This is a genomic window from Youngiibacter multivorans (genome assembly GCF_017873395.1).
In the GTDB taxonomy this organism is placed as follows: Bacteria; Bacillota; Clostridia; order Clostridiales; family Clostridiaceae; genus Youngiibacter; species Youngiibacter multivorans.
On the sequence record NZ_JAGGKC010000032.1, the window covers coordinates 29,128 to 43,933 of the forward strand.

At 44.9% G+C, this 14,806-nt stretch carries 12 protein-coding genes; 10 read left to right on the plus strand and 2 right to left on the minus strand.

The window, feature by feature from the left end; genetic code table 11:
• Window positions 1–47 precede the first annotated feature (47 nt).
• Window positions 48–1,175: an N-acetylglucosamine-6-phosphate deacetylase gene (gene nagA / locus J2Z34_RS15185; RefSeq protein WP_209460720.1), complete on the minus strand. Its 1,128-nt coding sequence runs from the start codon at window positions 1,173–1,175 to the stop codon at window positions 48–50.
• 185 nt (window positions 1,176–1,360) lie between these two features.
• On the opposite strand from nagA, the gene recD2 reads away from it, so the two are divergent.
• From recD2 to pflA, 8 genes are all read left to right on the plus strand, one after another.
• Window positions 1,361–3,604, plus strand: a complete 2,244-nt coding sequence (gene recD2, locus J2Z34_RS15190; protein WP_209460730.1) for an SF1B family DNA helicase RecD2 — start codon at window positions 1,361–1,363, stop codon at window positions 3,602–3,604.
• A complete protein-coding gene (locus J2Z34_RS15195; protein WP_209460721.1) occupies window positions 3,594–4,559 on the plus strand; it encodes a hypothetical protein in 966 nt (321 codons plus the stop codon). The genes recD2 and J2Z34_RS15195 overlap by 11 nt, the downstream gene beginning before the upstream one ends.
• A complete protein-coding gene (locus J2Z34_RS17915) occupies window positions 4,529–5,155 on the plus strand; it encodes a ComF family protein (protein ID WP_209460722.1) in 627 nt (208 codons plus the stop codon). The genes J2Z34_RS15195 and J2Z34_RS17915 overlap by 31 nt, the downstream gene beginning before the upstream one ends.
• A gap of 14 nt (window positions 5,156–5,169) precedes the next feature.
• Window positions 5,170–5,562, plus strand: a complete 393-nt coding sequence (locus J2Z34_RS15205; protein WP_209460723.1) for an HIT family protein — start codon at window positions 5,170–5,172, stop codon at window positions 5,560–5,562.
• A gap of 414 nt (window positions 5,563–5,976) precedes the next feature.
• Complete coding sequence (locus J2Z34_RS15210; RefSeq protein WP_209460724.1) at window positions 5,977–6,351, plus strand: hypothetical protein; 375 nt, start codon at window positions 5,977–5,979, stop codon at window positions 6,349–6,351.
• A 39-nt stretch (window positions 6,352–6,390) separates the two neighbouring features.
• Window positions 6,391–8,364 carry a signal peptidase I gene (locus J2Z34_RS15215; RefSeq protein WP_209460725.1) on the plus strand — a complete coding sequence of 658 codons (1,974 nt, stop codon included), beginning with the start codon at window positions 6,391–6,393 and terminating at the stop codon, window positions 8,362–8,364.
• Window positions 8,365–9,119: 755 nt separating this feature from the next.
• Window positions 9,120–11,348 carry a formate C-acetyltransferase gene (gene pflB, locus J2Z34_RS15220; RefSeq protein WP_209460726.1) on the plus strand — a complete coding sequence of 743 codons (2,229 nt, stop codon included), beginning with the start codon at window positions 9,120–9,122 and terminating at the stop codon, window positions 11,346–11,348.
• A gap of 102 nt (window positions 11,349–11,450) precedes the next feature.
• Window positions 11,451–12,191: a pyruvate formate-lyase-activating protein gene (gene pflA / locus J2Z34_RS15225; protein WP_209460727.1), complete on the plus strand. Its 741-nt coding sequence runs from the start codon at window positions 11,451–11,453 to the stop codon at window positions 12,189–12,191.
• A 76-nt stretch (window positions 12,192–12,267) separates the two neighbouring features.
• Here pflA and rd read toward each other — a convergent pair whose 3' ends face one another.
• Window positions 12,268–12,429 (minus strand): rubredoxin, encoded by a 162-nt coding sequence (rd, locus tag J2Z34_RS15230; RefSeq protein ID WP_023388537.1) that lies wholly within the window; start codon window positions 12,427–12,429, stop codon window positions 12,268–12,270.
• A 176-nt stretch (window positions 12,430–12,605) separates the two neighbouring features.
• On the opposite strand from rd, the gene J2Z34_RS15235 reads away from it, so the two are divergent.
• Together J2Z34_RS15235 and J2Z34_RS15240 are read left to right on the plus strand one after the other, a co-directional pair.
• Complete coding sequence (locus J2Z34_RS15235; RefSeq protein ID WP_209460728.1) at window positions 12,606–13,973, plus strand: MATE family efflux transporter; 1,368 nt, start codon at window positions 12,606–12,608, stop codon at window positions 13,971–13,973.
• 114 nt (window positions 13,974–14,087) lie between these two features.
• Window positions 14,088–14,795, plus strand: coding sequence for a helix-turn-helix domain-containing protein (locus J2Z34_RS15240; protein WP_209460729.1), 708 nt, complete (start codon window positions 14,088–14,090; stop codon window positions 14,793–14,795).
• Window positions 14,796–14,806 lie beyond the last annotated feature (11 nt).

Genomic DNA, 14,806 nt, shown 5'->3' on the forward strand with positions numbered 1-14,806 from the left:
CAATGCGGTTACAGAAAGAATGCCGGCAAAGCCGGCATTCACGAAAATCATTTGAATCTTTTTCCTAGTATGAAGACATTACCAATATTGATATCCTCATCAAATACGATAAGGTCGGCGTCGTAGCCTGATGCAAGCTTTCCCTTCCTGTCATCAGCACCGCAGAACTTTGCACCATTCAGGGAAGCCATCTTCACTACCTCATGCAGGGGAAGTGAGGTATTTTTTGAGACATTCCTTACTGCAGCATCCATTGTAAGTATGGAGCCTGCAAGGGATCCGTTTAGCAGCCTTGCTGCACCGTCCTTTGTCAGGACCTCCTGTCCACCGAGCCAGTATTTCCCGTCAGGCATTCCGCATGCCATCATGGCATCAGTGACAAGCATTACCTTGTCGCTTGTCTTCTGCCTGTAAGCTATCCTGAGGGAAGGCCAGGAGATGTGGATACCGTCCGAAATAGTCTCAGTGGTTATATCAGTATCGAAAATCGCTCCGACTGTGCCGGGACTTCTGTGGGTGAGCGGGGTCATAGCGTTGAACAGATGTGTTGAATGGCTGCACCCAAGTCCGATTCCCTCTACTGCTTCCTCATAGGTTGCTGCAGTGTGGCCGATTGATACCCTTACTCCCTTTTGCTTCAGGTAAGGTATCAGCTCTGAAGCACCGGGTACCTCGGGAGCCATAGTTATGCTAGTCACAAGATCCTCATAACCGCTGGTTATCAACTCGTAAGCCTCTATTGAAGGTTCAAGGACAAATCCCGGGTTCTGGGCACCTATGGCTTTAGGGCTTATGAAGGGCCCTTCAAGGTGCACACCGAGTATTGATGCTCCTATTGGATTTTTTGATGCTTCCATAATGGAACCGAGAGCTTTCCTTATCTCAGGAACACCCATGGTCATTGTGGTTGGAAGGAACGATGTGGTACCGTGCTCTGCAATGATACCTGCGATCGTGTTTATTGATTCCACTTCTCCGTCCATGGTATCCTTGCCGCCTGCACCATGGATATGTATGTCTATGAAGCCTGGAGAAAGGTATTTTCCATCCCCCTCAATCACTTCATCATCTTCGATGAAAGGTCCGTTGATGGAGATTATCTTTCCATCCTTAGTCTGAAGGCTTCCTGCTTCAATCCTGTCGGGAAATATTAGCCTGAAATTCCGAAATATCAATTTGTCACCTCATGCCCGCATACAAGTGTATCGGGAAATTATTTTCATTAAGAACATTATACTGGAAATTTCATCTAATTGCTTCATGAATAGATATAGATTTTGTTAACATAATGTGTATAGGGCAAAAATGTGGAAACCTGGCAGGATATACCTTATTATTGAAATGGAAAGAAGGTGAACTGATGGATGTGCTTGAAGGAACTGTAAGGGACATAGTGTTCCAGAATGAAGAGAACGCATATTGTGTCCTGAGGGTAGAGGATGCTAAAAGCCTGCACACTGCGGTAGGCATATTTCCTTTCGTATCTCCGGGGCAAACCCTGAAGCTGAAGGGGGAGTGGCTGAACCATGCTACCTTCGGAAAGCAGTTCAAGTGTACCGAGTATGAGGAAATCCTGCCCAACTCGCTTTTGGGCATTGAAAAATATCTAGCTTCAGGTGCCATATCAGGAATTGGTCCTGCAACAGCGAAGAAGCTGGTTGAGAAGTTTGGCAGCAAGATATTCGATATCATGGAAAATGAGCCTGAGAAGCTTATGGAGCTTGAGGGAATAGGAAAGAAGAAGGTCGAGATGATTTCAGCTTCCTACCAGAAGGGTAGAGAGGTCAGGAACATCATGGTATTCATGCAGTCCTACGGAGTCACTCCAAAGCAGGCTCTCAAGATATACAGGGTGTTCGGGGCGGATTCAATCAGGAGAGTGAAGGAAAACCCTTATGTGCTGTCAGAAGAGATTCCTACCATCGGATTCAAGACAGCTGACAGGATCGCGAGGAATCTGGGGATAATGACTGACTCGCCTTTCAGGATCCAGAGCGGCATCAAGTACCTTGTGAATGAATTCTGCTCGCAGGGCAATACCTGCATGCCGAAGGACATGCTGGTGGCAAAAGGAATAGAAAGCCTTGAGGTCAATGAGGACCTTATAGAGGCCAATCTTGTTCACTCAATAATGGAAAACCGGCTGGTGCTGGAAAAGGTGGATGGCATAGACTCAGTGTTTACGCTTCCTTACCTCTACAGTGAGGCTTCCATAACAAAGCGGATACTCGCACTTAGTCTCCAGGGTGTCAAGGAAATGAAAGCCGATGTTGCATCTCACATAGAATGGTTTGAGAAAGCAAATGGAATAGCATTCCACGAAAAGCAGAAGGAAGCCATAGAAGGGGCAATCACAAACGGTATAGAAATCATTACAGGAGGTCCGGGAACTGGAAAGACCACAATAATCAAATGCATACTTGAGATCTTCGAGAAGGAAGGCAGAAAGGTCATAATGGGAGCTCCTACCGGAAGAGCCGCAAAGAGGATGTCAGAAGCTACCGGCAGGGAATCAAAGACGATACACAGGCTCCTCGAGCTTGGAGTATCCGACGAAGGTGAAGAAGACTTCGAGATGGAGGAAGCCTCGAGCCTCAATTGCGATGTGGTAATAATCGACGAAGCATCAATGATAGATGTTATGCTGATGAATAATCTGCTGAAGTCGATAAGTCCGGGAACCAGGCTTATTCTGGTCGGCGATGCAGACCAGCTGCCATCGGTTGGCCCTGGCAGAGTGCTTGAGGACCTGATCGAGAGCGGGGCGTTCAAGGTGGTGAAACTTGAATACATCTACAGGCAGGGCAAAGAGTCATACATCACCATCAATGCCCATAGGATAAACAGCGGTATGATGCCGTTCCTGAATGTCAAGGACAGCGATTTCTTCTTCATCGAGTCTGAAGGGCCTGAGGACAGCCTGGAAAAGGTAATTGACCTTATACTTAACAGGCTGCCCGGATTCAACAGGTCATGGGATAGGATAAGGGACTTTCAGGTGCTGTCTCCAATGAAGAAGGGAGACCTTGGGGTCCTGAACCTTAACGAGGTTCTCCAGAACGTACTGAATTCCAAGGGGAAAAAGAACAAGTTCACTGATTTCAGGATCGGCGACAAGGTAATGCAGACAAAGAACAACTATATGATCAAATGGACAAGGAATCCGGACCCGATATTCGAAGGGGATGGCGGCCAGGGTGTATTCAACGGGGACATAGGCTATGTGGTCCGGATCGATGAAGAGGACGAGAAGGTTACAGTTATCTTCGATGATGAGAGATATGTGACCTACGAAAGCGGAGAGCTTGAGGAGCTGGAGCTTGCATACGCAGTCACCATACACAAGAGCCAGGGAAGCGAGTTCAAGGTGGTCGTAATCCCGGTCTTCATGGGTCCGCCGCTTCTTATGAGCAGGAACCTCATCTACACTGCCGTGACAAGGGCAAGGCAGCTGCTTGTCCTTGTCGGCTCCAAACGGGCCCTGAACTATATGGTTTCGAACACCAGGACCTTTGAGAGGCACACTTCGCTTAAGTACAGGATAAAAAGCATATTGGAGTACGGGCTGATAGATTCCGGAGGGGGTCAGGACATTGTCAGGTGAATTGGCTGAAAGGCTAAAGGAATGGTATGAAAAATCATTGAACAAGGCTTTGAACCTGGTAACAGTCCCTTATATGGGGATAGGGCCTGTCAGGGAGCTTTGCGAATCTGTCCTTGAATCAGACGGCAGGCTTCTTTACATCACCGGCGATGAGAAGGACAGCCAGCTGCTTACTGATACACTGTTTGACGGGATCTTGCCTGAAGGGCTGGAGCAGAATCTGACCATATGCGGCTACCAGGATGCTTTATCTGCATCAGGTGAGTATGACCTCGCAATTTATGACGACGTCAATTCATTTCCTTTCCGTCGAAAGGGAGAAGTCCAGAATCTCATAGGCTATATTTTCCCGAGATGCAAAAGGCTGATCGCCTATTCATTCGAGGAAATCCTCCTAAATGTGGAGTCCTTCGAGATACCAATGGGGGGCACCGGGGAATACGTTTCAGAACCCAGGATAATAGAGACAAGGGTGAACATCGATGATGAGATACCAGTCTCAATATATGAGTATCTCCTGTGGTTCGTCTATGAAATGAAGAATGTGCTTGTGTTCACCGGGGACAGGATAAAGTCAAGGAGACTCACAAGGTACCTCGCAAAGGTTGACGACTCAATAATGTCTTATGTCACTGATGTAAATATGGTTGGCACCCTGGGAATGACTGAACTGGTAAAGGATACCACGCGGGCGCATATATTCTTTGCTGATGATATCGACGATTTCATCAAAGTTCCTGTGAACTTCGAGATAATCGTTCACGGTGCCGATTCTCCTCAATATAACTACAGGGAGCTTCTTTTCCTTTGCCTCAGGAGCGGGTACTGCAATGATGAGAACGGAGAGGTGATTTTTCTTTGCCAGGCTCAAACACCGGATATAGAGAGGACAAAGAACATGACAAGGCACTTCAACAAGGTGCTGTGGGAAAAAGGCTACACGTCAGAATCATAGAAGGTATCATTGATACCCTTTATCCGAGGCTTAGATGTCCGGTATGCGGCGAATACTACGATGGGCTATGTCCTGTATGCAGATTGACCATAGTACCAGCCGATGAGGCTGGCATACTTCATTGCAGCAGATACGAAGGCTCTGCAAAAGCACTGATTTCCGCATTCAAATCCAGGGGTTCATTCAATGCTGCGAGAGAGATTGCAGCCATAATGCACAGCAGTCATGGAGACTACATTCGCAGCTTCGATATGGTCACATGGGCTCCATCGTCAAAGATATCAAGGAAAAGGCTTGGATTCGACCATGGCGAGGTTCTCGCAAGGAATGTGGCAAGGCTTCAAGGGATTGAATGCAAAAGGTTGTTCTCTGCACCGGCATATGAGCAGAAGGGTCTTGAGCGGACTGGGAGACAGGAAAATGCCTTGACCATAGGACTCATCAAAAATAAGAAACCCCTGATAAAGGGGAGAAAGATACTCATAGTGGATGATGTCGCGACAACCGGAAGCACACTTCTAATCTGTACGGAAAGAATAAATGAAGCCGGGGGAATAGCAGGTGCGATTGCTTTCGCGTATCAGGGCACAAGATAAGTTAGAAAAAATGTATGGGAGGTGTACCTGTGGATTGCATATTTTGCTCGTATCTTGAGAAAGGTTCACTGATAACAGAAAATGAAGGAGCTTTCGCCATATATGACAATTTTCCTGTGACAAAAGGACATGCTCTTATTATTCCCAAAAGGCATTTTTCCGGTTACTTCGATGCAACGAGCGAAGAAGTCATTTCACTTGACAGATTGCTCAGGGAAGTCAAGAAAGTAATAGACGAAAAGTATCATCCTGATGGCTACAACATTGGAATAAATGTTGGAAAAGCTGCAGGACAGACCATATTCCATCTTCACATCCATCTGATACCGAGATATGCAGGGGATGTTGAAAACCCGAGAGGCGGCATCAGGAAACTTATGAAGCCGCTTGTTGAATATGATGGATAAGAAAAGTTACTTGCTAAAGCTACAGATTATATACTTTGGGGAATAGTTTGGATGATCATGGTAATCAATGCTGCCATTGAAGATACTTAGTCATATAATTTTAGTTCGAGTAAATTTTATTCAATAAACCTGATATGGACACCTATTCATAAAGTGTCCATATCAGGTTTATTTTCCTTGTTAGTCGTTGTGATTCATAGGTTATTTTTTGGTTTTTCTAATTGGTTAAAAATTTTTTTAATCAGAATAGGGTTAAAAGCGAAAAATATTATCACAATATTTGGAATAATTCAAGTTTTCCTTGAAACATATATGGCAAATCATTTGTTGATAGTATATAATCAAAGGTACTATAGAATTGAATCGTATTGAGATGTAAAATATTCAATTATCCATATATTATGGAGGTGTGAAATGAATGTATTGCTTATCCACAATAGCGAACTGACATTTGATGTTGTCGAAAGGCTATTTTCTGAGAATGGTATGGATGCCAGCATCGTTTCAGCAAAAATGTGCGACCTTGCCATAGAAACAGCGAAGTGCGCAGCGTTCGACATTCTCATCTGTCCAGTAGATGATTACCCACAGGATGTGGCGATTGACTTTTTGAGAAGGCTTGATGAGGCAGGAAGCAGTGCATACCGGCTGGCGGTAGTGCGAAAGGATATGCTTAAAGCCATGGGATCTGGTTTCCTTAATCTGATTGATGACTTTTTGTCCAGTCCGGCGGATACAGAGGAACTGATTTTCAGAATTGCCAAGGCTGCCAGAGGAACACATAGATAGCAGGAATAATGATTAAAATCGATTGTCGGTAGGTGACGTATGAAGGTTTTATTGATTAGAAACAATGAAATATCAATCGAGTTCATCGAGGAACACCTTGCCAGGAACGGAGCGGATGGCGAGGTTATTGTCGCCATGCCTGAAGACCTGGCTCTTGAAATCGCCGGCAGCATAGATTTCGACCTCGTGGTCTGTGGCGTTGAGGGATATCTGAAGGATGTTGTTGAAGACTTTCTCTACAAGGTCAAGCAGATCAGCAAAGGAAGCTATAGTATTGCTGTGCTCAGGCGCGAGACGCTTAAGGAAATGGGACCTGTATTTTTCAACAATATCGATGACTTCATCACAAGTCCGGTTGACAGCGATGAGTTTGCGTTAAGGCTCATGAAGGCAATATCTAGCGCAAAAAACCGGTATTCAAACGAAACTGGTTCAGTGGCTTCTGAATTCGGGCGCATACATGATGTATCATCACCGTCATCAAAGCTTTTTGATGATGACCTGCCGGATGTATCAATCAGGGAGGTAGTTGATGAAGAGGATGTCAGCAGCTCTGAGTATGAAGATCCCTGCAGGCAAGAAAGTACAGATGCTCAGACTGCAGAAGAAGACACAAACAATATCTCGTATGACGAAATGTCATACGATGAGCTTCTGAGACAAAGGGAACTAATGCTTGAGAGAGAAGCAGAGTCGAAAGCCCTTGAAGAGGATCTCATCAAAAATTCTGATTCGACAGAGCCAGAAGCTATGGCTGCAGAAGCTGTGGAGCTGGAATCAATACATGATGACCTTTCTTATGACGAGCTTCTGAGGCAGAGGGAACTAATGCTTGAGAGAGAAGCAGAGTCGAAAGCCCTTGAAGAGGATCACATCATAAATTCTGATTCGGAAGAAACTGAAGCTATGGAAGCAGAAGTCACAGAACCGGAAATGATACATGACGAAATGTCATACGACGAGCTTCTGAGGCAAAGGGAACAGATGCTTGAGAGAGAAGCGGAGTCAAAAGCCCTTGAAGAGGAGTTCATTACAAATACTGTTTCGGAAGATACTGAAGCTATGGAAGCAGAAGTCACAGGACCGGAAATGATTCTTGACGGGCTGTCATACGACGAGCTTCTGAGGCAAAGGGAACAGATGCTTGAGAGAGAGAAAGAGGTAAGTCTTGAAGACAAAGAGATGGAGCTCGTTCCGATATTTGAGCTTACAAAGACCGAAACTGATTCTGTTGACATGCAGGAACTGAATATACCAAGTGAGGAAGCTTCAATACCGGTTGATTTGATATCAGTTGATAATATTGAAGATATGTCAGTTATTCAGGAAGTGAAAATCGAAGAACCCAAAGCAGAACCAGCAAAGGAATCCAAACCGGAGGTAAGGTCTGTCAAGGAAGAAAAGCTGCAGGAAGAAATTGATCTTCTGAAGCACCTCAGGAAGGATTATGGAGCAAAGACATCGAAAGTAGAGAAGATCGGCCTCAAGAAAGAGAAAAAACAGAAAAAGGCTGTAGCTGAAAAGGAAAAAACCGCTTCAAAGAGCGGTAGGGGAATATTCACACTTATTGCAAGAGTAATGGCATTCATGCTGGTGCTTATTGCAGGTACTACAGCATATTTCTATGCCGCATCAAACATAGGCGATGGAGTGCCTGCGATTGCAGGGTATAAGCTTACAGCCGTAAGGACGATAGCGATGGAGCCGACGCTGAGACTAGGAGACTTAGTAATTTCAGTTGATGCTTCAGTTGAGGATATCAATGAGAATGACATTATAACCTTCAAAGCCGGGGATTCTCAGGGAACCATCGAATGTCACAGGGTAGTTAGGGTAGAAGTCTCAGCTGAAGGCAAGATATTGCTAATAACCCAGGGTGATGGAATGGCTGCTGAGGATGAAGTTCCTGTAGTAGAGGATATGATCGTGGGGAAAGTCACAAGGTATATTCCATTTGTTGGTTTCATCGTCAATGTAGATACTTTGAGATTCGCACTTGCATCAGTAAAGTAGGGATTGAACAGTTTTTCAGACCGTATGTGAAAAGCGGCTTGCAGGCAAAAAAAGCTTCAGACAAAAAAAACTTCTTGAAAATTAACAATCCATTATCTATAATGGGTAAATGAAAGTTAAGTTTGTGGTTGAAAGTCCAAGCCAGTCGCAGGCAAAAGGATCCACGTAAGTCAGGCTAATGGCCCGACAATCATGGTGCGGTTTAGATGTTAGTCCTGCCAGAAATGAGAGGGTTAGTAGTGAGAGGTTGAGTCCGGGTAGCAAAAGCTCCAGCAGGCGAGTGTGGGGTCAAAGACCAGGTCAATTAACTTTCAAAAAGCAGTATCGCAAGATACTGCTTTCTTAATACAATTGAATGTTAAGTATTTATCATGAAAACGTTACAATTACACTTTTTTAGAATGAATATAATTATCAGTTGTAATATTTCGCATTTTAATGAGATTTTCAATAAAAATTGGTGTTTGTCGGAAACTTTATTTTACTTGAAAACTGTTACTAATTTTAGTACAGAGCAGAAAATAGCCATAAATAAGCGTCAATCTGTTATAAAAACTGTATCGAACTGTTTTTGAGCTATGATTAAGAAAATATATATTTTGATTTGTCAAGAGTATATCGGATATTTTATAGTTGTCGGAATATTTCGAGCGCGTGAAAAAAGCTTAACAAAGGCTTGAAGTTATTGTATACTTTCATTGTAAGCAAAAGACACTTGGTGAATGAGCCCGGGAATGGGTATAGGAGGAATTCAATTGTTCAAAGAATGGGAAGGTTTTGTTGCCGGAGATTGGCAGAACGAAATCAATGTCAGAGATTTCATACAGAAGAACTACACAGTATATGAGGGTGACGACAAGTTCCTCGCAGGACCGACTGAGAACACAAAGAAGGTCTGGGAAATATCCTCGAAGCTCATAGTCAAGGAAATAAAGGAAGGAATACTTGGTGTAGATACAGACAAGGTTTCCGGAATTAACAATTTTGAAGCAGGCTACATTGACAAGGACCATGAAAGTATAGTTGGACTTCAGACCGATGCACCGCTGAAGAGAATGATGAATCCTTACGGTGGATACAGGATGGTTGAACAGTCCCTTGAAGCATACGGCTACGAGGTAAACCCGGATGTAGCGAAGTACTTCCCTGCATTCAGGAAGACTCACAACCAGGGCGTATTCCATGCATACAGTGATGAGACAAAGGCAGCGAGATCCTCAGGACTTCTGACCGGACTCCCTGATGCATATGGAAGGGGAAGAATAATAGGTGACTACAGAAGGATAGCTCTCTATGGTATAGACAAGCTGATAGCTGAGAAGAAGAAGGACCTGAAGAATGCCAGAGGCGCAATGCTCGATGACCTTATAAGGCAGAGAGAAGAGCTGAATGAGCAGATCATCGCACTTGGAGACATCAAGGCAATGGCAGCGAAGTACGGCTGTGACATATCAGTTCCTGCAAAGAACGCCAAGGAAGCTGTACAGTGGCTCTATTTCGGATATCTTGCAGCTGTCAAGGAAAATAACGGCGCTGCAATGTCTCTCGGAAGAACAAGCACGTTCCTTGATGTTTACCTGGAGAAAGACCTGAAGGATGGCGTGATAACTGAAGCTGAAGCTCAGGAGTACATAGACCAGTTCGTAATAAAGCTCAGACTTGTCAGGCACCTCAGGACCCCTGAGTACAATGACCTGTTTGCCGGAGACCCAACATGGGTAACTGAGTCAATAGGAGGAGTAGGAATAGACGGAAGGCCTCTTGTTACAAAGTCTTCATTCAGGTTCCTGCACACACTCATCAACCTGGGAACTTCACCTGAGCCAAACATGACAGTTCTCTGGTCACAGGACCTCCCAGAAAACTTCAAGAAGTACTGTGCAGACATGTCGATAAAGACTGATTCAATTCAGTATGAGAATGATGACATAATGAGACCCGGATATGGCGACGACTATGCGATAGCGTGCTGCGTATCTGCGATGACAGTTGGAAAGCAGATGCAGTTCTTCGGTGCAAGGTGCAACCTTGCGAAGTCCCTTCTATATGCTATAAACGGCGGAGTGGATGAAAAGACCGGAAAGACTGTAATCAAGGGACTTGAACCGATAAAGGGCGACGAGCTCGATTACGAGACAGTTGCTGAAAAGTTCAACACAGTACTTGAGTATGTTGCAGACCTGTATGTCAACACAATGAATATAATCCACTATATGCATGACAAGTATGCGTATGAGGCAGGACAGCTTGCCCTTCATGATACTGACGTACAGAGACTGATGGCATTCGGAGTGGCAGGATTGTCTGTTGCGGCGGATTCACTGTCTGCTATCAAGTACGCTAAGGTAAAGGCAATAAGGAACGAGGGCGGACTTGCTACTGACTTTGAAATCGAAGGATCATTCCCTAAGTTCGGAAACGACGACGACAGGGTTGATGATATAGCGGTAGCTCTTACTGAGAAGTTCTCAAGCGAGCTCAAGAAGCACCCGACCTACAGGAATGCAAAGCATACTCTCTCAGTCCTGACAATCACTTCAAACGTGGTTTATGGAAAGAAGACAGGCTCGACACCTGATGGAAGAAAGGCTGGAGAAGCACTTGCACCAGGAGCTAACCCAATGCACGGCAGAGACCTCGAGGGTGCGCTTGCATCACTCAACTCTGTTGCAAAAATACCTTATGTAGGCAACTGCGAGGATGGAGTATCCAATACATTCTCTATCGTTCCAGATGCGCTTGGAAAGACCGAACTCGAAAGAGTCAACAACCTTGCATCAGTGCTTGACGGATATTTTGCACAGAAGGCTCATCACCTGAACGTAAATGTCCTTAACAGGGCGAAGCTTGAGGATGCTATGGAGCATCCTGAAAAGTACCCTACACTGACAATCAGGGTATCAGGTTATGCGGTTAACTTCAACAGGCTTTCAAGAGAGCAGCAGATGGAAGTAATTTCAAGGACATTCCACGAAAAGATGTAGATAGAAACATTGAAAAGGGCTCCTTTATGGGGTCCTTCCCCCTTTCTATGAGTATTATTTTGTTGTATGATGTACAGATAATGATTTATTGAGGTGAGGCATATGAAGGGCAGGATACATTCGATGGAGAGCATGGGTCTTGTGGACGGACCGGGAATAAGGGTTGTAGTGTTCCTGCAGGGCTGCAAGCTGAGATGTCTGTATTGCCATAACCCGGATACTTGGCTTATGGGAGGCGGAGAACTCATTGAGGCTGCCGACCTGGTTAAAAAGATAAAGAGATTCAAGCCTTATTTCGAGAAATCAGGTGGAGGAGTCACATTTTCAGGCGGAGAGCCGCTGATGCAGCCGGAATTTCTCCTGGAATGTCTAAAGCTTTGCAGGCAGGAGGGCATCCATACTGTGATAGACACTGCAGGCTACGGCTTCGGAGAATACTCAGAGATACTTGAAAATACAGATATGGTTCTGTTCGACATGAAGCACATCGACCCTGAAAACTATATGCTTCTTACAGGGAGAACCGGAAGCACATCACTTAGGTTCCTTGATGCGGTCCAGGAGGCTGGGGTAAAGATGTGGATAAGACATGTTGTAGTCCCGGGAATAACAGACGGAGAGGATCATATAAGACGCCTGGCTGATAAGCTTAAGCCGATCAAGGGCGTGATAAAGGTTGAGCTTCTGCCGTATCATACGCTTGGTCAGAACAAGTACGAGGAGATGCACATCAAGTACAAGCTTGACGGAGTTGAACCGATGGACAAGGAACAGTGCAACCATCTGACCGAGATCCTGTTTGAGGAGCTGGGAGAGGATTACTATCTCGAATCCAACAAATGATCCTATGGAATGACTGAAAAGTGAGTGATTAGGGTATAAAGCAAATGCCCCGGCATACGCCGGGGCATTACATTTTCTATGCCTCTTCCTCGAACTGGTCCTTGCCTACTCCGCAAAGCGGGCAAACCCAATCTGCTGGTAGATCGTCGAAGCTTGTTCCTGGAGCAACTCCGTTTTCCTCGTCACCTACTGCAGGATCATATACATATCCGCAAACTGTACAAACATAGCTCTTCATTCCATATCCCTCCCTTTTAAAAGTAGCGTGTTGATATTGATTGAAGAATCAACAACTCATATAGATTATAGAGTACTTATAGACGTATTTTCAATAGCTTGGATGTTGTTTAACACTTTATTCTTATTTGAATGTTATTTGCAGGTAATCTATAATAGACAACGCGGGGTGATTTCATGATTGATACGATATTCGGAAAGCCTGGAGATGAAAAGAGGACCTTCTACAAGGGTCTTATGACAATTGCCATTCCAGTGGTAATACAGAATCTCCTGAGCTCTTCACTCAATATGGTTGACAACCTGATGATAGGAAGGCTTGGAGAAAATTCCATAGCTGCTGTCGGACTTGCCAACCAGGTTTTTTTCATATACAGTCTCATAATCTTCGGGCTTTCAAGCGGAGCCTCGATATTCTATGCACAGCATCATGGAAGCAAGGATTATTCAAGCCTTAGAAGATTCCTTGGAATGGCAAGTGCCATCGCATTGTCTGCAGCCATGGTATTTACTGCTGCTGCTGTCATTTTTCCGGGTGCGCTTCTAAGGATATTCACGACAGAGCCTGATGTCATTGCAGACGGTACGGCATACCTGAGGATAGTAGGTCTGAGCTATGCTCTCAACAGCCTTTCGTTCTCGCTTGTCTTTGCGCTTAGGGCGACAAACCAGGCGATGGTGCCTATGGCAGCAAGCTCAGTTGCCCTGGCTACCAACACAGTCCTTAATTACATACTTATCAACGGACATTTGGGATTTCCCGCACTCGGAGTATCAGGAGCAGCCATTGCGACTGTAATTGCCAGGGTGATTGAATTCGTTATCCTGATAAGGGCGGTTTATGGCAGGGACAATGTACTGAAGGCAAAGCTTTCAGAGCTCTTATCGTTCACAAAGGCAGACATGTCAAAGTTCTTCAAGGTCGCATCCCCGGTAATCATCAACGAATCCATGTGGGCTGCAGGAATTGTAATGTATAATTTTTCATACTCTAAGATAGGTGTTGATGCGTTCGCATCTGTCCAGATAACAAATGTTGTCAGTCAGCTATTCTACGTATTCGCCTTCGGAGTCTGCAATGCAGCATCAATAATGATCGGCAACAGGATAGGAGAGGAAAGATACGACCTGGTCAAGGATTACTCAAGACGGATAATGAGGCTAACACTCTTTCTGGGGCTATCGACATCAGGACTCATGCTTCTGCTGAAGGGACCCATCCTGTCGCTTTACAGCGTAGCTCCTGATACACTTGCCAATACAGGTGTCCTGCTGACTATTGTTGCAGCAATAATTCCGGTTAGGATATTCAATGTGCTGTTTGTGGTAGGGTTCTTCAGGGGCGGAGGGGACACCAGGTTTGCCATGGGAGCTGAGCTTATAAGCCTTTGGATCGTAGGGGTACCTGCAGTGGCAGCTGCCGCACTTATTTTCAGGCTGCCTGTAACCGTGGCATACTCGCTGTCGATAGCAGAGGACCTGGTTAAGTTCGCACTTTGCTACCCGAGATACCGTTCAGGAAACTGGTTCAGGCGGGTAATATGACATTTTCAATGGCACTGAATTTCTCAAATTGGAAATAATCGATGAAGAAGGACCGGATCATTTATGATATGCTCCCTTTATGAGAGACAGTGAAAAAGAAAACCACTGTTAATCATGAAGGGAGCTTTTATTATGTCTCATAGGACAAAGGGATCTCCAGAAGAGAAGGTAGCTTTAATACAGAGATACCTGAAGGGGGAAATATCTGCAGCAATGGCTTCCGAGGTGGCAGGAGTAAATCGGGAGTCGTTTAGAGAATGGATCCGTCTATATAAACAAGAAGGTCTTAGCGGATTGCTCAACACAGGGAAGAACCGTGAATATAGTCCAGAACTGAAAAGAGACGCTGTGGAAGCTTATCTTTCAGGGGAAGGTAGCTATTACTCAATCTGCTTAAAATTCAAAATTCGTTCAAAACATCAACTACGTAATTGGATAAGGTTGTATAATAGCGGCAAGAATCTCAAAAATATGAGTGGAGGAAGCCGCATGAAGAGTTCACGGAAAACTACCCTGGAAGAGCGTGTTCAGATAGTCAAGGATTGTATTGAATCCGGATACGACTATGGATCAATTGCAAAGAAGTACAATGTCGGATATCAGCAGGTCTATACTTGGGTTAAGAAATATGCCGAGAAGGGCGATTCCGGCCTTAAGGACCTGAGAGGACGCCGTAAAAAGGACCAGGAGGCTCGAACTCCTGAAGAAGAAGCTAAGATAACAATAGCAAAGCTGGAGCATGAAAACTACATGTTGAGGATGGAACGAGACCTGCTAAAAAAATTGGAGGAATTGGAGAGGAGGGATGCCTTTCGCAAGTAAGGCAAGGGAAA

Bases quoted from the DNA above. Each gene is read 5' to 3' on its own strand.
- J2Z34_RS15240 (WP_209460729.1), top strand. From the start codon at position 14,088: ATGAAGGGAGCTTTTATTATGTCTCATAGGACAAAGGGATCTCCAGAA.
- J2Z34_RS15205 (WP_209460723.1), top strand. From the start codon at position 5,170: ATGGGAGGTGTACCTGTGGATTGCATATTTTGCTCGTATCTTGAGAAA.
- pflA (WP_209460727.1), top strand. From the start codon at position 11,451: ATGAAGGGCAGGATACATTCGATGGAGAGCATGGGTCTTGTGGACGGA.
- rd (WP_023388537.1), bottom strand. From the start codon at position 12,429: ATGAAGAGCTATGTTTGTACAGTTTGCGGATATGTATATGATCCTGCA.
- J2Z34_RS15210 (WP_209460724.1), top strand. From the start codon at position 5,977: ATGAATGTATTGCTTATCCACAATAGCGAACTGACATTTGATGTTGTC.
- J2Z34_RS15235 (WP_209460728.1), top strand. From the start codon at position 12,606: ATGATTGATACGATATTCGGAAAGCCTGGAGATGAAAAGAGGACCTTC.
- recD2 (WP_209460730.1), top strand. From the start codon at position 1,361: ATGGATGTGCTTGAAGGAACTGTAAGGGACATAGTGTTCCAGAATGAA.
- J2Z34_RS15215 (WP_209460725.1), top strand. From the start codon at position 6,391: ATGAAGGTTTTATTGATTAGAAACAATGAAATATCAATCGAGTTCATC.